Raw genomic sequence first — 24,350 nt, 5'->3', positions numbered from 1 at the left:
ACAATCACATCCCGACCCCTACCACCCTGCTATTGGTGCTTCTCAAATTCCGATACCGCGCCAGCGCCCAGAGCGGAAAGAACTTCGAGTAGCCATGATATCGCAAGTAAAATACCCGCGGAAACCCCGTAGCGGTGTATCGCTGCTCGTCCCACAGCCCTTTTTCCGTCTGTGTTGCCTTTAGGTACTCCACCCCCCGCGCAACTGCGGGATTTTCGACCTCTCCGGCCGCCATCAATCCAAGCAAAGCCCATGCCGTTTGCGAGGAAGTCGATGGCGCAGCTTCATAACCCTTGTAATCCAGCCGGTAACTGACGGCGTCCTCGCCCCAGCCGCCGTCCTGATTCTGGACCGACGCCAGCCAGTCGACCGCGTTGCGAATCATCGGGTCGTTGCGATCGATCCCTGCGACATTTAGCGCCGAGAGCACCGACCAGGTGCCGTAGACGTAATTCAGGCCCCAGCGGCCGTACCAGGAGCCCTCAGGCAGCTGGGTGCGGCGCAGATAGGCGATGCCGTCGGCCATCGCCTTGCTGCTCCCGGCGGTCTCGCCGAGCTGGCCCAGCATCGAGATGCAGCGCGCGGTGACATCTTCGGTCGGCGGATCGAGCAACGCGCCGTGATCGGAGAACGGGATGTTGTTGAGGTAATATTCGAGGTTGTTGGCATCGAACGCGGCCCAGCCGCCGTCGCGGCTCTGCAGCCCTTCGATCCACTCGCGGCCGCGCGCGATCGCCTCGTCATATTCCCTGGTCCCGCTGTGCCGCCGCACGCGATCCATCGCCATCACGACCACGGCGGTATCGTCGAGATCGGGATAGTGGTCGTTGTTGTACTGGAACGCCCAGCCGCCGGGACGGACGTCCGGCGCCTTGACCGCCCAATCGCCCTTCAGCTCCAGCACCTGGCGCGGCTTCAGCCAGTCGAGGCCCTGCTTGGCCTTGGCAAGGGTGTCCTCGCCGCCGGCCTCCTGCAGCGCGTGGCAGGCCAGCGCGGTGTCCCACACCGGCGAGACGCAGGGCTGGCAATAGGCCTCGTCGTCGCCGATCACGAGCAGCTTGTCGATGCCACGGCGGGTGATGGCGCGCGGCGGGAAATTCTCGTCCTCGCCGAGCGCCTCATACATCATGACGATGTTGGCCATCGGCGGATAGATCGCGCCCATGCCGTCTTCGCCGTTCAACCGCTCTTCGGTGAAGGCGAGCGCGGCGTCGATGGCGCGCTGGCGCAGGCGCTTCGGAAACATCGGCTCGATCGCGCGCAGCACGGCGTCGAGCGAGCGGAACAGATAGAACCAGCCCGCGCTCTGATGCGGCGCCTTTGGCGCCATCCGGACCGACTTCGGATCTTCCAGGAACAGTTCGTCGATGCCGACGCCCTTCGGATTCTTCGCACGCGGCTTCAACGCAGCGAGCACCATCAGCGGCACCATGGTGGTGCGCGCCCAGTAGGAGATCTTGTTGATGTGGAACGGCGACCACATCGGCAGCAGCATGATCTCGATCGGCAGCACCGGCGTTGCGCGCCAGGTCACGACGCCAAAGAGCGCGAGCAGGAAGCGCGTGAACACGTTGCTGCCCGAAGCCCCGCCGCGCGAACGGATCGCCTCGCGCGCCCGCACCATGTGCGGCGCGTCAATGGAATCGCCGATCATCTTCAGCGCGAAGTACGACTTCACGCTGGCGCTCATGTCGAACGGGCCGTCGTGCACCAGCGGCCAGCCGCCATGCGCACCCTGGGTGCGGCGCAGATAGTTGGCGATCTTGGCCTCGAGCCCGGCGTCGACCGGCTCGGCAAGGTAGTGACGCAGCAGAACGTACTCGGCCGGAATGGTGCTGTCGGCCTCGAGCTCGAATACCCAGTGTCCGTCGGACTGGCGATAGCCGAGCAGCGCTTCGGTTGCCTTGGAGATGCTCTTCTCCAGCGCGACCGGATCGACTGCGACGCTGTGATCTCTCGAAAGCATTTCGCTCGATATCCTCTTCATCGCGGGCCGGCCCACGCTGGCCGGCGTCGCTCCAATAGGTCGAATCTAGCCCGTCTTATTCGTCAGAGTGCGCCTGAGAGGCTGGCGAGCGTGGTGTAAAGCGCTGATGCGGCGTAGGATTCGGTTGCAAAGCCAACCCCATCACCTCAACCGCGAACGCCAGGCCCGCCATGACCGATGATACGATTCTGCCCTTCTCGTTTCCAGCCGTTCACGCCAAGAAAGTCACAGCTGCCTTCGATGGCGGTCGGCTGACCTCGAACGGGGGCGTGATGCTTCTGGCGATGGCCGAGCGGCGTCTCGGCTTGGCCGACAATTTGGCCCGGGTGTTCCCGGATCGGCGCGATCCGACGCGGGTCGTGCACAGCCTTGTCGATATGTTCCGCGCGCGCATGTTCGCGATCTGCTGCGGCTACGAGGACGCCGACGACCTCGATCATCTGCGGTCCGATCCCGCATTCAAGCTGGCCTGCGGACGGCTGCCGGACACGGGTCGCGATCTGTGTTCCCAACCGACGCTGTCGCGGCTGGAGAATGCTCCGCGCCTGCGCGACGTGATCCGACTGACCTACACTTTGGTCGACGCATGGATGGATAGCTACCCGCGCGAGCCGGCATCCGTCACGCTCGACATCGATGATACCTGCGATGTCGTCCACGGCCATCAGCAGCTCTCGCTGTTCAACGCTCATTATGACGAACGCTGCTTCCTGCCGATCCACGTCTACGACACGGAGAAGAGCCGGCCCGTGGCGGTCGTGTTGCGGCCCGGCAAGACGCCGGGCGGCGTCGAGGTGCGTGCCCATCTGCGCCGCCTGATACGGCATATCCGGACGCGGTGGCACAACACGCGAATCACGTTCCGTGGCGACGGGCACTATGCCCGGCCGGAGGCAATGGCGTGGTGCGAGACCAACGGCATCGACTACATCTTCGGTCTGTCCGGCACCAAGCCGCTCGCCAGAAAACTCGACGAGGCCGCCGACGACATCCGCACGCGACGCGCCATCGAGAACCTGCCGGTTCTGCGTGGCTATACCGAGACGCGCCACAAGGCCAAGTCCTGGGATCGCGAACGGCGTACCGTCGCCCGTATTGAGGCGACGATGCTCGGCCTCGACATCCGTTTCGTCGTCACCAGCCTCGATGTCGGCTCGGCCGAGTGGATCTACGACAGCCTGTATTGCGCGCGCGGCCAAGCCGAGAATCTGATCAAGCTGCATAAGACACAGCTCGCCTCCGATCGCACCAGCTGCCGTTCGGCGCTCGCCAATCAAGTCCGCCTCGTTCTCCACACCGCCGCTTATTGGCTGATGCTGACCGTGCGCGACGCGATTCCCAAAGCCCGGGAATTGGCCACAGCCGAGTTCGCGACGCTGCGTCTTCGTCTCTTGAAACTCGCTGCCCGTGTGGTCGAGACCACGAGCCGCATTCGCCTTGCGTTTGCCGCGGCATGTCCCGAAGCCGACCTGATCCGCGGCTTGCCAGGCGCGCTGCTGCCGCTCGGTCCTTGACCGGCGGGGCGTCCGCCCCCCGTTCGCCCAACCTACACCTCAAGCGCGTTGCAAAGTACGGGTCGGTCAGGCGGTGAAAAGCCGAAGGCAATCCCGCGCGCCTCGTCAGAGCAGATGTGCGGCCACATCAATCGGACTAAAAAAAGCACTCTCACGAATAGGACGGGCTAACAGAACGTAGCAGGGCCCGCTTTGCAGAAGGCCTGCTTAAAAACCTGATCGAAAAAGGTATTAACTGGCCAATATTCTAACTCCGGGCGGGGCCTCCTGCAATCAGTAGGACCTCGGGTAACGCCCGGTTCCCGACCGCAGGCCTCAGAAGAAGCGATCGAGAAAGGACGCAGCCTCGTCCGTGATGCCGACGATCTTGTTGGTGGCCTGGCGATAGAATTTAAAGTTGAGCTCGCGGCCGACCTCATTCTCGCTGGCAAACAGGACCACGATGTCGTCTGTGGCGACGTGCCCGCCGCTTATGCATGGTTTTCTGGGCGGTGAAGCTGAACGCCTTCGCCCGTGGATCGGGGATCTCGGTCTTGATCGCAAACGCCATCGCAGGCCCTCCACCGGTTCACTGCGCCTTCAGGCATCGGAGGCTTGACATGCTGGCAGCAGCGATATTGAATTGAATTCAATTCAGCGGATGACCAAGCGATGAGCAACCAATGAGCGCGGCGAGTAGCACGACGAGTCCTAGGACACGGGAACGGCTGCTCGCGGCGGCGCAAGAGGAGCTCATCGAGGGCCATGGGCACCTGGAGATGCAGGCCGTCGCCAGGCGGGCGCAGGTGTCGGTGGGGCTCTCCTATCATCACTTCGGCTCCAAGGCCGGCCTGATCGCCGCCGTGGTCGAGGAGTTCTACGACCGGCTGGATCAGGCGGCATTCGCCGGTGCCAGGCTGTCAGCCGAGAGCTGGGCGGACCGGGAAAGGCAGCGGATCGGGGCCTACGTCGCCTTCCACTTCGATCATCCGTTTGCGCCGCTGGTCATTGGACCGCTGAGCCGCGCGTCCGAGGTCCTCGATGTCGAGACCGCCTTCACCCGCCGCCAGCTCGCAGCCGGTGCCCGGATGCTTGAAGCCGCCCGGCGCGACGGGATCGTATCCGGCGACATCGACGCTCACCTCACCATCGCGCTGATGATCGGCGGCATCCGCCAGGCGCTGATTGGCGCACTCACCGGCGAACGGCGGCCCGATCCGGCTCAGCTGACCGACGACATCTGGGCCTTCATGGCGGCCGCGCTGCGGCTGCCTGCGGAGGCTCAATCCGGGCCGTCAAACACCATGCGGCGAAGCCGCCCTAACGTTCAACAATAACCGCAATTTCAATGGCCAGCTTGTTCAACCCGCACGATTTTCACACACCGCAATCGTCCTACACAAGGCCGGATCTGCTGCGATCGAGCGAGGGCGGCTATTTCGGCCCCGGCAACGCCCAGCTGCCGGCGCCACCGATGCTGATGATGGACCGCATCACCGAAATCAGCCTCGACGGCGGCGCCTTCGGCAAGGGCCATGTCGCCGCCGAGCTCGACATTGCACCCGGCCACTGGTTCTTCGCCTGTCACTTTGCCGGCGATCCCGTGATGCCGGGATGTCTCGGTCTCGATGCGATGTGGCAGATCATCGGCTTCTGGCTCGGATGGTCGGGCTCGCCGGGCAAAGGCCGGGCGCTTGGGGTCGGCGAGGTCAAGTTCAGGGGCCACATCACGCCGGACGTCCGGCTGGTCCGCTATGAGGTCGACATCCGCCAGGTCAGGCGCGGCATCGCCGATGGCCGCGTGCTTGCCGACGGCGGCTGCGTCTATGTCGCGAAGGACATGCGGGTTGGCCTCGTCGCGCCCGCGACCTGACCTGCGGCGGCAGGCCCGTCGGCCGGTCGGAAGCCGTCCCGTTTTGGGGCAGCGCGTGCAGTTGTCGGCAAATTTCGCTGTCGCCGCATGGGTCTAGCGGACCCCGGGTTTTGCCCGCGCCGCGGTTGTGCTAATCAAAATCTTTCAATTGATGTCCGGTTCTGGTCGCATGGTCGAACTTGCCCCCCGGAATTCACCAGTCGGCAGCCTGATTGGCGTGCAGCCGATCGCGATCGGCGCCGTGGCGCTTGTGCTCGTGCTGTTCGGAATTGGCTCGATCGCGCTGTGGCGCGGCTTCACCGGCAACGTGCCCGAGACCGACCGCATGGTCGCCGCCCGTCTGTTGCAGGCTAGGACCGCACAGGTCTCCGAGGCCCTGGTGGAGAAGACCAAGGGAATCGAGGAGACCCAGCAGGAAGCGATCGACCAATTGCAGCTGGTCCAGGACGAGCTGCAGACCATGCGCAAGCAGTTCGCGGCGCAGCAGGCCGACGCCAAGAAGCTGTCCGATCAGGTCGCCCAATTGACCGAACAGGTCGAGGGCCTGCAACAGTCACTGGCGAGCGCACAGGCCAACGAGCCGGCCGCCGAGCCCTCCCCGCGCAAGCGCTCGAAGGCCAGCCGCAGCGCCAGCCGGAAGCGCCACCGATCGCGCGGTTGATCCCTCGCGAGGTCTCCACGGCGCTCCCCAATCGGCCCGCCCGTAAAATTCCGCGAAACCGATCAAGTGCCCGTTAGCGGGAATTAATCCTGACTTTGTGAACTGGTTCACATATCGGACTTCGAATCCGAGTCATCTTCAAATAACCGGATGGCGTGAGCCGATTTCAATATCCGGGGCTGGCAAGGTCGTTGACGGTATACTACGTCGACGGCCTTGTTCTTTTGAGGGCCTTGGAATGCGGCCCACCCTTCCCGACTATCATTGGCGCGCTCTAGACAGGTGCACCCGCGCAGCGATGCGCAAGCGGCCGCGGACGGCTGGAATCAGATGCAGGCGTGGCTGAAGAAATACGGCGTGCTCGGCTGACGCGCGAAACAGCGCCGCGGCGGGCTCGACCTGATCGAAACCCCCGCGTGCAGCATTGCGGACTACCTGATGCGTTCGCGGCGGGCGCGATCAACTCGCAGCCTCAGCCGGGCAAGCTTCGGCTCGAGCTGATGGAGCATGTAGATCAACGCAACGGCGAGACTCGACACAACGACCATGAACAGCAATGTCAGATCAGGAATGGTCAGCATCTTTATTGTCCTCTGAGGCCCGGCTCAAATCGCAGCCGGGCCTTTTGTTTTCGCGACGCGTTCACGCATCAACTGCCGCAATGCGAAGCAAGCCGCATACCAGTGTACGACAGCCAACGTCGCCCCAGCATCGCAACACCGAGGCCGCGCCAACCATTCCAAAACCATCACCATGGCAATCGAATGGACTGGCCATGCGTCAGTGGATAGCTCAGTTGCAAACCTGCACGGGGCGGATCTGCCAGCCGTACGGCGTCAGCATGCGACGACGAACGACGTAGCAGCCGCCATCACTGTAGCCATAGCCGTAGCCGTCGTCGTAGCCATAGCCCGCGTAATACGGATTGCCATAGTAGCCGTCATAGTAATCGTAAGCGCCGTAGCCGAGTCCGAACCCAACCGCTGCAGCAGCGAACGGATAGCCCCAGCCGCGCCGGAATCCGCCACCGTGCCAGCCTCCGCCGTGCCAACCGCGGCCAGCCCAACCGCGGCCGGCCCAACCGCCGCCGCCGATCGCAGCCGAGCGGAAGCCGCCGCCTCCGCCCATGGCGCGGAAAGCGCCACCATGGAAGCCGCCGAAACCGCCGCCGCCGCGGAAGCCGCCACCACCACCACCACCGTGGAAACCGCCGCCGCCAAAACCGCCGCGCGCCGACGCGGCGTCGGCCGTGAACAGGCCGACCGATGCCGCAGCCAACAAGGCAATCATCGTTTTACGCAACATCACCCGTTACTCCTTCTTTCCAAGGCTTTTCTTTTCAAGCCTCCTCCGCCGCGTCCTGCGCATGCTAACTCAATGTAGGACCGCAGCTTCCGCCGCGCGCCTTTGTCGCACTCACTTCTACGCGACCGTCGTTCATCGAAGACGCAGCCGGCGAAAAGCTAACAGCCGCGGCAGATGCCGTTCATCCGGCGATCGACGATCCTGTTCTCGTCGGCGATTGCCTTGTCGATGCTTTCGGTCGACGCCGATCCGGTGGTGACGCCTTCACCGCTGTTCAGCCGGCCGGAGGATTGCGCCGTGCCGGCGCTGGTGGTGCCGGGCGGCGGCGACGTGACCTGCGGTGGCGTCGGGGTGGCCAACGAGGGGCTGCCGCTCCCGGTGCTTTGGGCGACGGTAACCGCTGGCGCCAGCAGAATGGCGATTGTCGCTAACGCGGCGGTGGCGGATAATTTGCGCACGGAATTCTCCCTTGCGGACATCAACGAGTCCGCAAAACCCCGGTTCCGACAGGCGTTGGAGCAATACAGTTTGGGAGCAATGCAATTTGCGCAAGCTGATCGAGTTTGACGACGACACGTTCGACAAGCTGAAGCAGCTTGGCCGCGACCGGATGGCGACCCTGCAGGAGCTCGCCGACGAGGCCTTCGCCGACCTCTTCAAGAAGCACGGTATTCCGATGGACCTGAAGGATGCGCTGCGCAAGAGCGCAAGACTGCAGGAGGCAGCAAAGCCAGGCGGCGCAGCACCGAAGCGCACACGCAAGCAGGGCCGGAAGCGCTGAGGGCTAAAGCGCGATGAGATTGGGTTGAATCATCATCGCGCTTCTGGTTCTTGTTTAAGCATGGTCTCCGCGCAAACGCTTCGCGTTTGTCGCAGGGAAAACCGCTTCGCACTTTTCGGGATCATGCCTTAGCCGATCTTCTTCAGCCCGGCTTTGTACTGCGGGCCCCTGATCGCGTAGGACTTCGCCGGCCGCGACAACGCCTCGATCTGGGCGGCGTCGAGCGTGCGCACCACGCGCGCGGGCGCACCGATGATCAGGGAATATTCCGGAAATTCCTTGCCCTCGGTGATGACGGAGCCGGCGCCGACGACACTGCCGCGCCGGATGCGCGCGCCGTTCATCACGATCGATCCCATCCCGATCAGCACGCCGTCTTCCAGCGTGCAGCCGTGCACGATCGCGTTGTGGCCGATGGTGACGTGGTTGCCGATGGTCAGGGGAAAGCCGGGATCGACATGCAGGGTCGAATTGTCCTGGACGTTGGAGCCCTCGCCGATCTCGATCCACTCGTTGTCGCCGCGCAGCACGGCGCCGAACCAGACGCTCGCCGCGGACTTGAGGCGCACCTTGCCGATCACAACGGCATTGTCGGCGATGAAATAGCTGCCGTCAGCGGGAAGATCGGGCCCCTGCCCGTCGAGTTCGTAGATCGCCATGAAGGTCTCCCTGGAGCGTTTTCGAGCGAAGTGGACACCGGTTCGCGTGAAGAAAACGCGTCAAAACGACAATCCCGCGCTTTCGGTTCTGATTAATCAGAACCGAAGCTCTGGTCAGGACGACCTTGGCACAGCGGCGGACGTGGTTTCAAGCGACCGTAATCGGCCGCGGATCGCGACCGGATCAGGCGAGCACGCCGGCGGCGCGCAGCGTCATCATGAAGAAGGTGCCCGACATAAGGCTCCAGAAGCCGGAGATCACGGTTGCCATCATCACGAATTCGAAACGGCGGCGCTCGATGCGGGCGCCGCGCAGCGTGTTGCGCATGATGATGAACGGTGCGGCGAAGACGAGGAACGGGACCGCGGCAAAGGTCTTCGGCGCCACGCCCTCCTGCAGCAGGCCGAAGCCGGCCGGCCGCTCGGCCATCGCCTGATAACCGCTGGCCAATGCGCCGGCGAGCGCGAAGCCAATGAAGAGCGAGAACAGGGAATTCAGGGTATCGGGCGACATCGGCACTTCCGCTACGCAACAGGCCACTCACCCTGCTTCGCAGAATTGGCGGACGGCCGCCACATCATCCTTAAGGAAAGGTTAACCGGACCACTCCGGCGCGGCGTTTGCGCATGGCCAATCAATTTGGGATTCCATTGGAATCGTACGGAAATTCCTCGCCTCGTGGCATATTCGGCAGGTGATTCGGCCACTCCCGGCCTGCTCTCAGCTTCGCCCATGACGCTTCTTTCGACGGCCCAGCATCTCGCCCGCGACACCCGCCGCAACCCGCGCGCGCATCTCGTTCCGGTCATCGCCTCGGCAGTGATCGCAGCCGGTGCGATCACGCTGGTCGCCTATCTGTTGTGGCCTACCTACACCACCGCCCCGCCGAGCGATCCGTCGCGGCTGCCGGTGAGCGTCGGCGGCACGCTGTTCAACGTGCCGACCTTGGCCGTGCGCATGAAGGTCCAGCGCCATTCCGGGCCGCAGGAGCGCGTCGATCTGAGCTTCCTCTATCCGTCGCTGGAGGCGCCTGCCGCGCCGAAGCACTACAGTGCCGACACCGTCGAGGACAAGGTGCAGCCGATCGACCGGATCTTCGTGTCGATCGCGGCGCACCACGATTCACTCGCACCCGAGATGCGGCTGCGCACGATCTATCCGCGCTATCTGGACGAGCGCGCGACGACCGATGACGGCTTGACGACGCGCGCATTCCGCGACGGCACGCCCTATGGCGGCGAGGACCTGTTCACCGCGAGCGAGCCGCAGCTGACCGCGCGCTGCACGCGCGATAGCTCGACGCCCGGCATGTGCCTGAGTGAGCAGCGCATCGAGGGCGCCGATCTGACCTTCCGCTTTCCGCGCGGCTGGCTCGCGCAATGGCGCGACATCGCCACCGCGATGAACCGCCTCTCCGCACAGATGCACAGCGCGAAGGGCTAGCCTCCTCGTCATTGCGGGCAGAGAGAAGCCTGATATCGGGCGCGCATTCGCGCGCCCCGTCGTGACAGCGCGACAGGCAGCGAGGCCGTTCGGCCTTTACTCGCTCAGATCTTCTTCCAGGATCGCCATCTGGAACTGGAACGAGCGATCATCGTCCTCGTCGTCGACGAACAGCACGCCGATGAACTCCTCGCCGATATAGACCTCGGCCGAGTCGTCCTTCTTGGGCCGCGGCACCACGCGGATCTTGGGATTGCTGAACACGCGTTTGAGATACGCGTCGAGCTTCCTGACTTCCTGAACGTCCACGGCCGTCTCCAATCGGGTCGATGATTTTCGGGGGAGTTTTAGGACGAGACGGCAAAGATCGCCAGAGCCTTTTCGGGCTTTGGCGACGTGATGTTGCGCACGCAATTCATGTTTTGACGCGTTTTCCTGACGCGAACCGGCGTCCACTTTGCTGAAAAACGCGCCGCGGTCAGAAAACGAGTGAAATCAAAGACCGATCGCGTTGAGCATCTGGTCCATGGTGCGTGACGGCTCCGCACATCCGGCTTCGCCGACGATTTTTGCCGGCACGCCCGCAACCGTGACGTTGTGCGGCACAGGCTTGACCACGACGGAGCCTGCCGCGATGCGCGCGCAATGACCGATCTCGATATTGCCGAGGATCTTGGCGCCGGCACCGATCAGCACGCCGTGGCGGATCTTCGGATGGCGGTCCTCGTTCTCCTTGCCGGTGCCGCCGAGCGTGACGCCATGCAGGATCGAGACATCGTCCTCGATGACGGCCGTCTCACCGCAGACGAAACCGGTGGCGTGATCGAGGAAGATGCCGCGGCCGATCCTGGCGGCCGGGTTGATGTCGGTCTGGAACACCGCCGACGAGCGGCTCTGCAGGTAGAACGCAAAATCCTTGCGGCCCTTCTGATGCAGCCAGTGCGCGAGACGATGGGTCTGCAGCGCGTGAAAGCCCTTGAAGTAGAGCAAGGGATCGATGAAGCGCGAGGTCGCGGGATCGCGATCATAAACGGCGACGAGGTCGGCGCGGAAGGCGTTGCCGATATCGGGCGCATCGCGCAACGCCTCGTCATAGGTCTGGCGGATCAGGTCGCCCGACAGCGCCGCGTGATCGAGCCGCTCGGCGATGCGATGGACCACCGAATCTTCCAGGCGCTCATGATGCAGCACGGTCGCATAGATGAAGGATGCGAGTTCCGGCTCGCGCCGCAGGATGTCTTCCGCCTCGCCGCGGATTCGATCCCAGATCGGATCGAGCGCCGCCAGCTTTCCCCCCTGCGGATTGACCTGATGAACTGCCATGGCTGCTCTCGCAATTCGGTTGTTCTGATGTGCGTTATAGCACGATGGACCCAGCGCGTCCCGGGATGGCTCGGTACGGTAAACCTCAACCGAACCCCCCCGGGGCCGGCGTCTACGGGAGTTGGTCGGGATTTTGCCGAAATCAAGCCGTGCTTCTGCAACTATTGGCGGATTTCGTCGCGAGTGTGGTTTTGGGCATGGTCAGCCCCAATAAAAAGGGGGAAACAACATCAGTACCAGGAGTTTACGCGCCCGCCTGACCGACGCGCGGTCGGTCTGGATCGCCACCATTGCCATCCCCCTGCTCCTGCTCGCCCCTGCCTTCTGGAACGGCTATCCGCTGCTCCAATGGGATACCGGCGGCTATCTGGCACGCTGGTACGAGGGCTATCTGGTGCCGAGCCGGTCCACGGTGTTCGGCGTCTACCTCCATGTCGGCGAGGCGTCTGGCTTCTGGCTCAACCTCGGTATCCAGACCCTGGCGACGCTGTGGATCCTGCAGCTGACGCTGCGCGTGCTCGACCTCGCCCGGCCGGTCAGGCTGATCGCGATCAGCCTCGCGCTGGTCGCAACCACCGCCCTGCCCTGGCTCGCCAGCATGCTGCTGACCGACATCTTTGCCGGCCTCGCGGTGCTCGCGCTCTTCATCCTCATCCTGCGCGGCGAACGGATTGCGGCGCTGGAGAAGGCGGTGCTGTTTGGCTTCATCGCATTTTCGGCCTCAACGCACAGCGCGACGCTCGCCGTGCTGCTCGGCCTGTGCTGCGTCGGCTGGATGCTGCGTCCGTGGCTCGGCCGGCGCATCCCGATCGCGGGCCTCGTGCAGGGCAGCCTGACCGCCGTCGCCGGCGCGGCGACGCTGCTGGCGGCGAATTTCGCGCTGTCAGGGCAGCTTGCCTGGACGCCCGGCGGCGTAGGCGTCGCCTTCGGCCGCATGCTGCAGGATGGCATCGTGACGCAATATCTGCGCGACCATTGCGCGAAAGAGAACCTGAAGCTCTGCCCCTATCGCAACGAGCTGCCGCCGACCGCCGACGACTTCCTGTGGGGCCACAGCATGTTCAACACGCTCGGCCGCTTCCAGGGACTGAATGACGAGATGGGCTACATCGTGGAGCGTTCGCTGGCCGAATATCCGGGATGGCAGGCCAAGGCGGCGCTGGAGGCCACAGTCGACCAGCTGATGCATGTCGCAACCGGCGAAGGCTCTTCGGGCTGGATCCCGCACACCTACGGCATCATCGAGCGCTACATTCCCAAACAGGTCGCGCCGATGCGCGCAGCGCGGCAACAGCGCTGGCGCCTCGACTTCACCGCCATCAACCGCATCCATGTGCCGGTCGCACTGGCCTCGATGCTTGTGGTCGTGATCCTGTTCGGCCGCGGGCTGTGGCAGCGGCGGCTCGACGACCTCACGCTGCTGGCGGGCACCGTCACGCTCGCGCTGCTCGGCAATGCCGTGATCTGTGGCGTGATCTCGGGTCCGCACGACCGCTACGGCGCGCGCATGGTGTGGGTTGCGACCTTCGTCGTGCTGATCGCGGCGGCGCGCTCCTTCGCCAAAGACGATGCGGAGAACGAAGCCGACGAGCTATTTTCGCCGCGACAGGAAGTCGATGACGCCGCTCTTGTAGACCTTGTCGCCGACCGCCCGCATATGATCGCGGTTCGGGATGTCGAGCACCTCCGAACCCGGAATGATCCTGCCGAGCGCCGCCGCTGAGCCGGCGATCTCGTCCTTGCTGCCGACGGCGATCAGAACCGGCACGCGGATGCCGGCCGCCTCCTCGCGCGTCATCAGCCGGCGCGAGCCGCGCAGGCAGGCGGCGAGTGCGCGGCGGTCGGAGCGGGTCTGATCGGCAAAGGCGCGGAAGGTGCGGCCGACCGGATCGGTGACATCGTCGAGCGACGGTGCCTCCAGCGCGAGGGCTACGGTCTCGCCGGGACCGCCGCCCTCGATCAGCCCGATGCCGATGCCTCCCAGGATCGCCGAGCGCACCCGATCGGAATTTTCGAGCGCAAGGATCGCTGTCATCCGCGAGCCCAGCGAATAGCCCATGATGTCGGCGCGCGCGATCCCAAGATGATCCATCAGCGCGATCACGTCGCTCGCCATGATCGCGATCTCGTACTGCGCGGCATCGTAGAGCTTGGCGGATTCGCCGTGGCCGCGATTGTCGAGCGCGATGACGCGCCGGCCAGCCTTGACGAGATCCGACACCCAGGTCGGATAGATCCAGTTGACGTTCTTGCTCGAGGCGAAGCCGTGCACGAGCACGATCGGCTCGCCCTCGCCTTCGTCGATATAGGCAATTTCAACGTCGCCGTGATGGAAACTCGGCATCATCCATTCCGTTGTTTTTTGGGATTGAGTTTGGCGATCGAAAAGCCGACCGCGAGCTTAGCCCTGGGCGGCAGAACCCGCCAGCGCAACCTGAGCGGACATCTGCCGCTGCAGGCGACGCGCCTTACTCCGCCTGAGCCACCACGCGGTAGCCCGTTCGGTGGTCGCCTTGATCGAGGACAGGAAGCCGAACAGCGCAAGCAGCGCACCGAACAGCCACATGGTGAGATTGAACGTGCCGGCCGCGAGCAGCAGCGCGCCGCGGCCGAGCAGCTTGAGGATCGCGCGGGTCTGGCCGCCCTTCGCCTCCGCGAGCCGGGCCGCGCGCGCGATCTCCTGCGGGTTCTCCGCGACCTTCAGCGTGTCCCGTGCGGCACGAATCCCGGCGGCCTCGCCGACGCGTCCGACGTCCTTGGCGACGCGCACCAGCGCCCCGGCCTTCTCGGCGCGGAACGCCGCGCGGATCGCGGTTGCGGTCTCTGCCGGGCGAAGCACCGAGCCGGAGGCGACCGCCTCGCGCAGCGCCGGCTGGTCGACGACCTCGCGGGTCGAACGCCCGGCCCATTCGATCAGCCCTTCGCTCAGCCGTCCCGCCTTGCGCGTATCCTTGACCAGTGTCAGCCCGGCGCGCAGCGGCCCGGCGCCGCCGACCGACACATAGGTCGCCGCCGTCACGGCGAGCCCGGCGGCCGCAAGCCCAAGCACCAGCTGGTCGGTGTCCTCACCCATCACGAGATGCTTGCCCTCGCGCACGACGTCCCTGACATCGCCGAACACGAACAGGTCGCCCGCGACCGTGCCGGACAGGCTTGCGACATCGTCGGCGTTGCCGGTCACGAGGCCGGTGGCGAACCCCTTGGCGAAATGCGTGGTGGACGATTGCTCGGCGCGCGCCTCGTCGACCCGCCTTGTGAGCTCATCGCCGAGCGCGATGTCCTTCTCGGCGGCGAGCGCGACAAAGCTCGTCGCAAGGTCGGCATCCCCCGCGGCCAGTGCCGCCTCGATATTGTCCGAAATCAACGCCGGGTTGTTGCGCACCACGGAATTGATCCCGAGGTCGGCGAGCTCGGCGGGATCGTCCCGCGCGGCGAGGATCGTGCCGGCATCATGGGCATGCGGCCAAATGACCGCGCCGATGGCAGCGCTCGTTGCCAGGCCGGCCACCGCAAGACTGAGGCGAACCCCGTTCATTCCGCTTGAAACCTCAAGTTTAATTCGCCTCGTTCAGTTCGCCTTGGAAATAGTGTGCCGTTTTTGCGACACAACGGCTCCGACCAAAGAAGGGCTTCTCTGGGACGACAAGATTGTGTCGAATTTGCATGAGCAAATGAGCCGTCGGGGCTCTAGGAATCAACTGTTCCCGCCAGTATGGTGCGCGGCATTTCGCGATGCCGCATGCTGTCGATTGCGTCTGCCCATCGTTGCCACCAAGGTGAGAATATGTCCGACCACGTCGTCCCGCACTTCCATAACGATGCCGGTGTCTCGGTGATCGAAATCGGATCGCAGGAGTTCATGTGCGTGGGCGCCAACCCGCCGTTCGACCATCCGCACGTGTTCCTCGACCTCGGCAACGACAGCGAGATCATCTGCCCGTACTGCTCGACGCTTTATCGCTTCGCGTCCGACCTCGCTGCCGGCGAAGCGCGGCCGCCGGAATGCGTGCTGAAAGACAAGGTCGCCTGACCGCTCCGTGGCGCTGACGCGAACCGTCATCGTTGCAGGCGCCGGGATCGGAGGACTGACGGCGTCGCTGACACTGGCGGCACAAGGCTTTCGCGTCGTCGTGCTGGAGAAGGCCGAGCGGCTCGAGGAAGCCGGCGCCGGCATCCAGCTCTCTCCCAATGCCAGCCGCATCCTGGTCGGGCTCGGGCTCAAGGAACCGCTTGCGCGGCGCGCGGTCACGCCTGAATCCGTCAACATCCTGAGCGCGCGGGCCGGCGGCGAGATCGCGCGGATGCCGCTCGGCCAGGCGGCCGAGTTCCGCGCCGGCGCCCCCTATTGGGTGATCCACCGCGCCGACCTGCAGGCCGCACTGCAGGCCGCGGTCAGCGACCACCCCGATATCGACCTGCGGCTCGGCTGCCAGTTCGAGGATGTGACAAAGCACGCCAAGGGGCTGACGGTGGTGCAGCGCCGCGGCAACGCACGGCAGAAGGAATTGGCGGTTGCGCTGATCGGCGCCGACGGCATCTGGTCCGCCGTGCGCGGGCATTTGTTTCCGGATGTACAGCCGCAATTCTCCGGCCTGATTGCCTGGCGCGGCACGCTGGAGGCAACTGCCCTGCCGCGTGAATACACCGCGCCGCGCGTCCAGCTCTGGATGGGGCCGGACGCCCATCTCGTGGCCTATCCGATCTCGGGTGGGCGCCAGATCAACGTGGTCGCGATCGTCGCAGGCACCTGGAACCGGCCGGGCTGGAGCGCGCCCGGCGACATCAACGAGATCAAGGGCGCGTTCGCCACGGCGCGCTGGCCAGCGACCGTGCGGATGCTGATCGGCGCCGTCGACGGCTGGCGCAAATGGGCGCTGTTCACCCTGCCCGACATCGGCCGCTGGAGCGAAGGCGCGGTGACGCTGCTCGGCGATGCCGCGCATGCGATGTTGCCGTTCGCCGCACAGGGCGCCGGCATGGCAATCGAGGATGCCGCCGTGCTCGCCAAGGCGCTCGGCGACTGCACCGGGGAAAACACCTCAGGCATTCCCGCCGCGCTGAAGCGCTACGCCGAGATGCGGCGCAGGCGCGTACTGAAGGTCCAGCGCCTGGCCCGGCAGCAGGGCCGCATCTATCACCTGCGCGGGCCGCTCGCGATCGCGCGCGATCTCGCGATCCGCGCCATCGGTCCAGAGCGCATGCTGGCGCGACAGGACTGGATCTACGACTGGCGCGTTTGAGCCATCAGCTGAACGCGCGCGAACAGCGATCGGCTTCGCTCGAACGCGCTGAGTTTAGTGGACGACGCCCCGCGGGGCGCGTGCCCCCTTCGCGGCTGCCGCCGGCGCGGCGGGGGCTGCGGCCGCAGCGGTCTCGTCCGGCGGGCTTTCATGGCACTTGTTGCTGCGCCAGGCCTGATCGGCAAGCTTCTGCTGGGCGTGGATCGAGATCAGCTCGTTACGATAGACCATCTCGGAGACCACGGTACCGCCGACGCCGGTCTCCGCCTTGGCCATCAGCTTCTCCTGATCGGTCGCGCGGGTCGCGAGGTTCTTGCGCTCGGTCTCAAGCTGCTTGCAATCATAAAGGTCGTATTTGGCGGGATCGGCGAACGCTGGCGACATGGTGTCGCCGATCTGTGCGCAGCCGGAAACGCCCGCGGCCGAGGCAAGCAGCACAATGACGGCCGCCGCGCGCGACAGCTTTGAGCGGCGTGGGAAACGAACAGACATTCGGCTTTCTTAATCAGACAGTGTTGAGATTGCCTAAAGCAGCCGCCGGTGTCCGGATTGAGGCTCAATCGCGGCGGCGCGCTGCTTATCCCAATGCGGGGCGGCCGAAGCAAATGGAATTGCTGGCCACTGTTTAAGTCTTTGAAACCGCACCTGTTAGCACCGGATAATGACAATTCCACTTCGCGCTCAAACGCGCTAGAAATCGGCGCGCCTGGCGCAATGCGGACGTGGCGGAACTGGTAGACGCAAGGGACTTAAAATTCCTTGCGATTCCTCTAACGCATTGAAATCACGACATAGGGTTTCCAACGCGAATCTCGCGAGCCCCACCGAGAAACCAAGAACAAATCGCGTTTTGGAAAACCACCCTAAGGTTGCAATCACCGCATTCGTCGCCTGTGAAGCTGAAGGCCGACCGGCCGATGCCTGCCCGGGACCTCTACATCTAGCCATGGTTCAAGCTGGCCCGACGCTGCGCCCTACGAACGAACGCTGAGCCGCATGACGGTCATGGACCGCGGCACATGGGCCAACGTCGTGACCCGGCAGCTGGCGGAGCGAGGCGTCGGCGGCGGGACGGCCGTCGTCCTGGCCGGGACCGTCTATCGGGCTCCCCTGCTGGACACCCTGCCTCCCGGTTCCTGTTCGTCGAGGTCCCCGTGAGGGGCCTTAGGTTGGGCCAGCAGCTGAGTTAGCTTCTGGCGATCAAATCCCTTGGCTGACGCGCGACTGTCGCTCTTCGTAACGTCTTGGCAGACGACCCCGATCTAGCCCGTCTTATTCGTCAGAGTGCGCCTGAGAGGCTGGCGAGCGTGGTGTAAAGCGCTGATGCGGCGTAGGATTCGGTTGCGAAGCCAACCCCATCACTCAACCGCGAACGCCAGGCCCGCCATGACCGACGATACGATTCTGCCCTTCTCGTTTCCAGCCGTTCACGCCAAGAAAGTCACAGCTGCCTTCGATGGCGGTCGGCTGACCTCGAACGGGGGCGTGATGCTTCTGGCGATGGCCGAGCGGCGTCTCGGCTTGGCCGACAATTTGGCCCGGGTGTTCCCGGATCGGCGCGATCCGACGCGGGTCGTGCACAGCCTTGTCGATATGTTCCGCGCGCGCATGTTCGCGATCTGCTGCGGCTACGAGGACGCCGACGACCTCGATCATCTGCGGTCCGATCCCGCATTCAAGCTGGCCTGCGGACGGCTGCCGGACACGGGTCGCGATCTGTGTTCCCAACCGACGCTGTCGCGGCTGGAGAATGCTCCGCGCCTGCGCGACGTGATCCGACTGACCTACACTTGGTCGACGCATGGATGGATAGCTACCCGCGCGAGCCGGCATCCGTCACGCTCGACATCGATGATACCTGCGATGTCGTCCACGGCCATCAGCAGCTCTCGCTGTTCAACGCTCATTATGACGAACGCTGCTTCCTGCCGATCCACGTCTACGACACGGAGAAGAGCCGGCCCGTGGCGGTCGTGCTGCGGCCCGGCAAGACGCCGGGCGGCGTCGAGGTGCGTGCCCACCTGCGCCGCCTGATACGGCATATCCGGACGCGGTGGCACAACACGCGAATTACGTTCCGTGGCGACGGGCACTATGCCCGGCCGGAGGCAATGGCGTGGTGCGAGACCAACGGCATCGACTACATCTTCGGTCTGTCCGGCACCAAGCCGCTCGCCAGAAAACTCGACGAGGCCGCCGACGACATCCGCACGCGACGCGCCATCGAGAACCTGCCGGTTCTGCGTGGCTATACCGAGACGCGCCACAAGGCCAAGTCCTGGGATCGCGAACGGCGTACCGTCGCCCGTATTGAGGCGACGATGCTCGGCCTCGACATCCGTTTCGTCGTCACCAGCCTCGATGTCGGCTCGGCCGAGTGGATCTACGACAGCCTGTATTGCGCGCGCGGCCAAGCCGAGAATCTGATCAAGCTGCATAAGACACGAGACTCTAATTGCCGCTGGATGAAACTTCAGTGGCAGGTCACCTGTGCCCTATGATTTATTGGAATCCGTTTGGCGCCGCTCGCTGACTGGCCAAGGGCCCTTGATAGGCATCGAGCCAGAACTAGGCGGTTCGCCGGGACATTCATCATCGTTATGTGGTCACCTGGAATTGGCACAGCATGAATGGCTTCCGTACTCAAAATTCGGTCCCACCCCCGCAAAGGCGAACGCGCTTCTGGACCTATTGAATTCTTGCGAGATCGTGTCCGATGGCGAAGAGGTTCATTGGCATAGAACTGGTATACCTCGACGGGGAGGGATGGAGCTTGATACGAGTCCAGCGCCAATTGGAACTGCATGGCCCTTTCATACGTCAGAATGTCACTGTGGAGATTGCGATCCTGAGGGATCGCCCCAATTTTCTGTGCCTTTTCCAGGAATTGAGAAATTGAACTTCGTCCAGCGTAGCGTTCAAGTATTTGGAACCTTTCGTCGTCTAACTCGAGAGATTCCAGGATCACTTCTTGTATCCTTTGGGTGGGCGACACGCTTGATGGATTTGAAAATAGTACAACGTCAATTAGAGCGATGAGTGAAAGAGCTTCGTCGTGGTCCAGTAATTGCTGCGCAATTGCGTAAGCCAAGATTCCTCCGGATGAGTATCCAGCGATCCGATATGGACCTCGTGGCTGGATCTCTCTAATTGCCAAATTTAGTTGCGAGGCTATCTCTTCAAGAGTTGGAAATTGAACTTCACGAAATGGCGGCCATGGCAAAGTGTAGACAGGGCATCCTGCGCCCATCTCCTGCACCAAACTAAGGACATAGGAGCAATCGCCTAAACCTGTGGGAACAAAGAACAGCGGCGGCTGCGATCCGGTTTCTCGAACACAAATCACTCCCGCGCTGCTGGGCTCTGGTTCGAAATGAATCTTGGATGCAAGTTCCTTTAGAACGGGGGCTTGGAAGAGGTCGGCGGCGCTGAACTTGAGCCCGAGATCGACTGCGCGACTGAGCAACTGCACCGCCAAGAGCGAGTGGCCGCCCAGTTCGAAGAAGTGGTCGTGGCGTCCGACCCGCTCCACACCGAGAAGCTCGGCCCAGATCTGCGCCAGCGCCGTCTCGATCTCGCCCTGCGGCGGCGCGTAAGCGCGATGCGCATACGCCTCATCCGCAGGTGCCGGCAGCGCCTGGCGGTCGAGCTTGCCGTTCACCGTCAGCGGCAGCGCCGCCAGCCGCACGAACGCCGCCGGCACCATGTAGTCCGGCAGGTGCGCGCCCACATGCGCCCGCAACGTCGCGGCCAGCTCAGCGCCAGCGCCATCCGGCTCATCCGATCGAGCTTCAGGCGCGCACACCACATAGGCCACCAGCCGCTTCTCGCCGGCGCCATCCTGCTGCGCCACCACCACCGCATCGCGCACCCAGGCATGCTCGATGAGCCGCGCCGCAATCTCCCCCGGCTCGATCCGGAAGCCGCGGATCTTCACCTGGTCGTCGTTGCGGCCCAAAAACTCAAGATTGCCGTCCGGCAGGTAGCGCGCCAGATCGCCAGTGCGGTACAGCCGGTCGCCGTCCACAAACGGGCTGGCGATGAACCGCTCCGCCGTCAGCTCCGGCCGGTTCAGATAGCCGCGCGCCACCCCCGCCCCGCCAATGTAAAGCTCCCCGACCGCGCCAAACGGAACCGGCGCACCATGACCGTCCAGCAGGTACACCCGCGTGTTCGCGATCGGACGGCCGATATGCGGCACAGCGTTGTCGCTGAAGAGCCGTCCTGAGGTCGCCACGACCGTAGCTTCAGTAGGCCCATAGTTGTTGATTAGCTTCAGAGGCGACAGAGGCCCAGGCACACGCTGGAGACGTTCCCCGCCAACAAGCAAGTACTCCAATCTGGAGTTGATGAGCTTATCTTCCAGCGCGAGTGTAGCCAGTGGCGTGATCAAAAAGGCAACGTCCAGCGATTGATCTCGCCACCATTGCAGCAGACGCAAGGAATCTGCAGCTGTCGCTTTGGGCGGCAGCTGCAATGTGCTGCGGTTGCATAACGCAGACCATAGCTCCCAGGTGCTGGCATCGAATGCCACTCCAGCCACGAGTGCGCAGCAGGCTTCTGGTTGCGGACAAAACGTTTGCACATGCCATGCGACAAGATTGACCAGGCTCCGATGCTCGACCATGACGCCCTTGGGGGTGCCTGACGAGCCCGAGGTGTAGATCACATAGGCCAGATGGCGCGAGGTCAGGCCGAGCGCGCACGGGTCGGGATCGGTGGCCGGCAGCGCCGCCCAGGCCGGGCTCGCCGCCGCCAGATCCACTACCGTCAGATCGCGTAGCGCATCGGCGCCCAGCGCCGATCGTCCCGCCGCATCGGCCAGCAGCAGCGACGGCGCCGCATCCGCAAGCACCTGGCGCAGCCGCGCGCTCGGATAGGCCGGGTCCAGCGGCAGATAGGCCCCACCCGCCTTCAGGATCGCCAACAGCCCCACCACCATCATCGGACTGCGCTGTAGGCAGATCGCCACCGGCTGGTCCGGCGTCACCCCAATTGCGATCAGATGATGCGCCAGCTGGTTGGCCCGCGCATTGAGCTCGCCATAGCTGACGCGCTCCTCCGCGCACACCACCGCCACCGCATCCGGCGCACGGCGCACCTGGGCCTCGAACAGCTCATGGATGCACTGCTGCTCAGGATACGTCACCGCCGTCCGGTTCAGCGCCTCCAACAGGTACGCCCGCTCGTCAGGGGGCAGGATGTCCAGCTCCCGCACCGGCGTGGTCGGCGCCCGCTCCAGCGCCTCCGCCAGTTGCGCGAGCGTGTGCTGCATGTAGCCGCAGACCCGATCCGCTGAGACGCCCTCCGCCACCTGCGCCGTCAGCCCGAGTGCCTCGCCAAAATCCTCCACCGACAAGATCAGCGGATAGTTGGTGCGCTCCTCCCCGCCCAGCCATTCCACGCCGGACAGCGCATCATCGGCTGCGGAGGCGGAGATCGCCGCCGGCGTGTTGTGGCGGTAGTTCAACAGCGCGCTGAACAGCGGCGCCGGCGCCGCAACGCCGCTGCAGCGTTGCGCCAGCGCCAGCGAGGCATGCTCATGTGCGAGCAGCTCGGCCAGCCGCGCGTGGGTGGTCCGCACGCTCGCCTCGACCCCGGTCCCGTCCAGGTCAAGCCGCAGCGGCAGCGTGTTGATGAACAGACCCATCGCGCGGTCGCCACCCGCCCCGCCATGCATGCGGCCGAACAGCACCGTGCCGAACACCACCTGCTCGCGGTCGCTGCTGCGCGCCACCACCTGCCCCCAGGCCAGATGGCACAGGCTCGCCAGGCTCACCCCCAGCCGCCGCGCCTGGCTGCGCAATCGCGCGTTGAGCGCCTGCGGCAGCATGCGCCGCGCCTCATGAGCCCCGCGGCCCTCGCCGTGGACCTCGCTCAGCCCAAACGGCGTGGTCGGCTCAGCGATGTCCCCCAGCATCGTCCGGAAGAACTCTTCATGCGCCTCTGCACCCACGCCAAGCCGTGCCGCCGCCACCAGGTTGCGGAACGGCTGCGGGGCTGCCAGCTCATGCTCGCGTCCCTCCAGCACGGCCCGGACCTCGGCATGCATCACCTCCAGCGTGGTGTGATCCCCGATCAGATGATGCTGCAGCTCCAGCAGCAGCCAGCGCGCACTGCCGGGCTCGCGCGCAATCACAAACCGCAACAAGGGCGCCCGGCCAAGCTCGATGCGCTGCCGGCGCGGATCAAACCGATCCTTAAGCTGCGCGGCGCCAGGACCACCAGACCCGTCCAGCTCGACCTCGCTCACCTCCAGCGGCGCGTTCCGCCACACCACCTGGGCCGGGCGCGACAGCCCTTCCCAGACAAACGACGTCCTCAGGATATCGTGCCGACCCACCACCCGCTGAACCGCGGCAAGATAGCGCTCGAGCAGGTCACGATCGGCAAACGCCATCTGCGAGACCAGCAGGTACGGATCGCCCTTTGTCGCCAACAGATGATGGAACAGGATGCCGTCCTGCAGCGGCGACAAGCCATAAATGTCCTGGATGTTGCCGACGCCGCCCGGCACCGTGACGACGATCCGCGCGATCTCGTCCTGCGTCAGCTCGATCAGCGGCAGCATCTCTGGCCTGATCGCCGCACTCTGTTCGCTGATCAGGTTGGCCGGGACCGCCACCTCGTGATGACTGCCGAGGCTCGCGGCCAGATCCGCCAGCACGGGCTTTGCAAACAAGGTCCGCACCTCGACCCCCAGCGACCGCCGCCGCAGCCGCTCCATCAGCTGCACCGCCAAGAGCGAGTGGCCGCCCAGTTCGAAGAAGTGGTCGTGGCGTCCGACCCGCTCCACACCGAGAAGCTCGGCCCAGATCTGCGCCAGCGCCGTCTCGATCTCGCCCTGCGGCGGCGCGTAAGCGCGATGCGCATACGCCTCATCCGCAGGTGCCGGCAGCGCCTGGCGGTCGAGCTTGCCGTTCACCGTCAGCGGCAGCGCCGCCAGCCGCACGAACGCCGCCGGCACCATGTAGTCCGGCAGGTGCGCGCCCACATGCGCCCGCAACGTCGCGGCCAGCTCAGCGCCAGCGCCATCCGGCTCATCCGATCGAGCTTCAGGCGCGCACACCACATAGGCCACCAGCCGCTTCTCGCCGGCGCCATCCTGCTGCGCCACCACCACCGCATCGCGCACCCAGGCATGCTCGATGAGCCGCGCCGCAATCTCCCCCGGCTCGATCCGGAAGCCGCGGATCTTCACCTGGTCGTCGTTGCGGCCCAAAAACTCAAGATTGCCGTCCGGCAGGTAGCGCGCCAGATCGCCAGTGCGGTACAGCCGGTCGCCGTCCACAAACGGGCTGGCGATGAACCGCTCCGCCGTCAGCTCCGGCCGGTTCAGATAGCCGCGCGCCACCCCCGCCCCGCCAATGTAAAGCTCCCCGACCGCGCCAAACGGAACCGGCGCACCATGACCGTCCAGCAGGTACACCCGCGTGTTCGCGATCGGACGGCCGATATGCGGCACAGCGTTGTCGCTGAAGAGCCGTCCTGAGGTCGCCACGACCGTAGCTTCAGTAGGCCCATAGTTGTTGATTAGCTTCAGAGGCGACAGAGGCCCAGGCACACGCTGGAGACGTTCCCCGC

The 24,350-nt window shown here is 64.7% G+C and carries 22 protein-coding genes and 1 pseudogene (1 of these 23 only partly in view); 11 read left to right on the top strand and 12 right to left on the bottom strand.

The genetic code is table 11. The features are described 5' to 3' along the window. Positions 1-4: 4 nt before the first annotated feature. Positions 5-1,966, bottom strand: a complete 1,962-nt coding sequence (shc, locus tag HAP54_RS29510) for a squalene--hopene cyclase (RefSeq protein WP_166293566.1) — start codon at positions 1,964-1,966, stop codon at positions 5-7. A gap of 191 nt (positions 1,967-2,157) precedes the next feature. On the opposite strand from shc, the gene HAP54_RS29505 reads away from it, so the two are divergent. Next, a complete protein-coding gene (locus HAP54_RS29505) occupies positions 2,158-3,501 on the top strand; it encodes an IS1380-like element ISBdi2 family transposase (protein ID WP_166204320.1) in 1,344 nt (447 codons plus the stop codon). A 315-nt stretch (positions 3,502-3,816) separates the two neighbouring features. Here HAP54_RS29505 and HAP54_RS29500 read toward each other — a convergent pair whose 3' ends face one another. Continuing rightward, a complete protein-coding gene (locus HAP54_RS29500) occupies positions 3,817-3,942 on the bottom strand; it encodes a hypothetical protein (protein WP_283843185.1) in 126 nt (41 codons plus the stop codon). Positions 3,943-4,163: 221 nt separating this feature from the next. Here HAP54_RS29500 and HAP54_RS29495 point away from each other — a divergent pair, with 221 nt between their 5' ends. The 3 genes from HAP54_RS29495 (at position 4,164) to HAP54_RS29485 (ending at position 6,014) form a co-directional block, all read left to right on the top strand. Further along, a complete protein-coding gene (locus tag HAP54_RS29495; RefSeq protein ID WP_166293564.1) occupies positions 4,164-4,817 on the top strand; it encodes a TetR/AcrR family transcriptional regulator in 654 nt (217 codons plus the stop codon). Positions 4,818-4,828: 11 nt separating this feature from the next. Next, positions 4,829-5,353: a bifunctional 3-hydroxydecanoyl-ACP dehydratase/trans-2-decenoyl-ACP isomerase gene (fabA, locus tag HAP54_RS29490; RefSeq protein ID WP_414646151.1), complete on the top strand. Its 525-nt coding sequence runs from the start codon at positions 4,829-4,831 to the stop codon at positions 5,351-5,353. Between the two features lie 169 nt (positions 5,354-5,522). Next, positions 5,523-6,014, top strand: coding sequence for a hypothetical protein (locus tag HAP54_RS29485; protein WP_166293562.1), 492 nt, complete (start codon positions 5,523-5,525; stop codon positions 6,012-6,014). A 431-nt stretch (positions 6,015-6,445) separates the two neighbouring features. Here HAP54_RS29485 and HAP54_RS29480 read toward each other — a convergent pair whose 3' ends face one another. Beyond that, the gene (locus tag HAP54_RS29480; RefSeq protein ID WP_166293560.1) at positions 6,446-6,595 is read right to left on the bottom strand and encodes a hypothetical protein; all 150 of its coding nucleotides are present in this window, start codon (positions 6,593-6,595) and stop codon (positions 6,446-6,448) included. Positions 6,596-6,806: 211 nt separating this feature from the next. Further along, positions 6,807-7,319, bottom strand: a complete 513-nt coding sequence (locus tag HAP54_RS29475) for a hypothetical protein (protein ID WP_166293558.1) — start codon at positions 7,317-7,319, stop codon at positions 6,807-6,809. A 174-nt stretch (positions 7,320-7,493) separates the two neighbouring features. Here HAP54_RS29475 and HAP54_RS29470 point away from each other — a divergent pair, with 174 nt between their 5' ends. Both HAP54_RS29470 and HAP54_RS29465 read left to right on the top strand, forming a co-directional pair. Continuing rightward, positions 7,494-7,886, top strand: a complete 393-nt coding sequence (locus HAP54_RS29470) for a hypothetical protein (protein ID WP_166293556.1) — start codon at positions 7,494-7,496, stop codon at positions 7,884-7,886. Then, positions 7,864-8,100 carry a hypothetical protein gene (locus tag HAP54_RS29465; protein WP_166293554.1) on the top strand — a complete coding sequence of 79 codons (237 nt, stop codon included), beginning with the start codon at positions 7,864-7,866 and terminating at the stop codon, positions 8,098-8,100. The genes HAP54_RS29470 and HAP54_RS29465 overlap by 23 nt, the downstream gene beginning before the upstream one ends. 128 nt (positions 8,101-8,228) lie before the next feature. Here the strand turns inward: HAP54_RS29465 and HAP54_RS29460 are convergent, their stop codons facing one another. Next, positions 8,229-8,759 carry a gamma carbonic anhydrase family protein gene (locus HAP54_RS29460; protein ID WP_029081524.1) on the bottom strand — a complete coding sequence of 177 codons (531 nt, stop codon included), beginning with the start codon at positions 8,757-8,759 and terminating at the stop codon, positions 8,229-8,231. Between the two features lie 184 nt (positions 8,760-8,943). Further along, a complete protein-coding gene (locus HAP54_RS29455; RefSeq protein ID WP_166293552.1) occupies positions 8,944-9,273 on the bottom strand; it encodes a DUF6949 family protein in 330 nt (109 codons plus the stop codon). 219 nt (positions 9,274-9,492) lie between these two features. Here HAP54_RS29455 and HAP54_RS29450 point away from each other — a divergent pair, with 219 nt between their 5' ends. Further along, entirely contained in the window at positions 9,493-10,203 is a 711-nt protein-coding gene (locus HAP54_RS29450) for a hypothetical protein (protein WP_166293550.1), read from the top strand. A 96-nt stretch (positions 10,204-10,299) separates the two neighbouring features. Here HAP54_RS29450 and HAP54_RS29445 read toward each other — a convergent pair whose 3' ends face one another. From HAP54_RS29445 to HAP54_RS29425, 4 genes are all read right to left on the bottom strand, one after another. Continuing rightward, positions 10,300-10,512: a DUF3126 family protein gene (locus tag HAP54_RS29445; protein WP_024582483.1), complete on the bottom strand. Its 213-nt coding sequence runs from the start codon at positions 10,510-10,512 to the stop codon at positions 10,300-10,302. Between the two features lie 186 nt (positions 10,513-10,698). Continuing rightward, positions 10,699-11,526, bottom strand: coding sequence for a serine O-acetyltransferase (gene cysE / locus HAP54_RS29440; RefSeq protein WP_029081529.1), 828 nt, complete (start codon positions 11,524-11,526; stop codon positions 10,699-10,701). A gap of 1,591 nt (positions 11,527-13,117) precedes the next feature. Further along, entirely contained in the window at positions 13,118-13,870 is a 753-nt protein-coding gene (locus HAP54_RS29430) for an alpha/beta fold hydrolase (protein WP_166306436.1), read from the bottom strand. Positions 13,871-13,927: 57 nt separating this feature from the next. Continuing rightward, a complete protein-coding gene (locus HAP54_RS29425) occupies positions 13,928-15,061 on the bottom strand; it encodes a hypothetical protein (RefSeq protein WP_166293548.1) in 1,134 nt (377 codons plus the stop codon). Positions 15,062-15,310: 249 nt separating this feature from the next. Here HAP54_RS29425 and HAP54_RS29420 point away from each other — a divergent pair, with 249 nt between their 5' ends. Both HAP54_RS29420 and HAP54_RS29415 read left to right on the top strand, forming a co-directional pair. Continuing rightward, positions 15,311-15,556 (top strand): zinc-finger domain-containing protein, encoded by a 246-nt coding sequence (locus tag HAP54_RS29420; RefSeq protein ID WP_092115185.1) that lies wholly within the window; start codon positions 15,311-15,313, stop codon positions 15,554-15,556. 7 nt (positions 15,557-15,563) lie between these two features. Then, on the top strand, positions 15,564-16,766 hold the full coding sequence (locus tag HAP54_RS29415; RefSeq protein ID WP_166293546.1) for an FAD-dependent monooxygenase: 1,203 nt from the start codon (positions 15,564-15,566) through the stop codon (positions 16,764-16,766). 54 nt (positions 16,767-16,820) lie between these two features. Here HAP54_RS29415 and HAP54_RS29410 read toward each other — a convergent pair whose 3' ends face one another. Then, positions 16,821-17,258 (bottom strand): twin-arginine translocation pathway signal, encoded by a 438-nt coding sequence (locus HAP54_RS29410; protein ID WP_166293544.1) that lies wholly within the window; start codon positions 17,256-17,258, stop codon positions 16,821-16,823. A 429-nt stretch (positions 17,259-17,687) separates the two neighbouring features. On the opposite strand from HAP54_RS29410, the gene HAP54_RS52600 reads away from it, so the two are divergent. Both HAP54_RS52600 and HAP54_RS52595 read left to right on the top strand, forming a co-directional pair. After that, positions 17,688-17,924, top strand: coding sequence for a DUF6884 domain-containing protein (locus HAP54_RS52600; RefSeq protein ID WP_414646228.1), 237 nt, complete (start codon positions 17,688-17,690; stop codon positions 17,922-17,924). 228 nt (positions 17,925-18,152) lie between these two features. Beyond that, positions 18,153-19,213, top strand: a pseudogene (locus tag HAP54_RS52595) (IS1380 family transposase); the annotation flags it as partial. A 26-nt stretch (positions 19,214-19,239) separates the two neighbouring features. Here HAP54_RS52595 and HAP54_RS29395 read toward each other — a convergent pair. Next, on the bottom strand, positions 19,240-24,350 hold the end of the coding sequence (locus HAP54_RS29395) for a non-ribosomal peptide synthase/polyketide synthase (RefSeq protein ID WP_248114553.1). 66,283 nt of this gene lie beyond the right edge of the window; only the last 5,111 of its 71,394 coding nucleotides appear in the window; the start codon falls outside the window, past its right edge; the stop codon is at positions 19,240-19,242.

Origin of the sequence: Bradyrhizobium sp. 2S1 (genome assembly GCF_011516625.5) — a bacterium.
GTDB lineage: Bacteria > Pseudomonadota > Alphaproteobacteria > Rhizobiales > Xanthobacteraceae > Bradyrhizobium > Bradyrhizobium septentrionale.
Note: the sequence above shows the minus strand (reverse complement) of the source record. Positions and strands in the feature narration are given on the sequence as shown.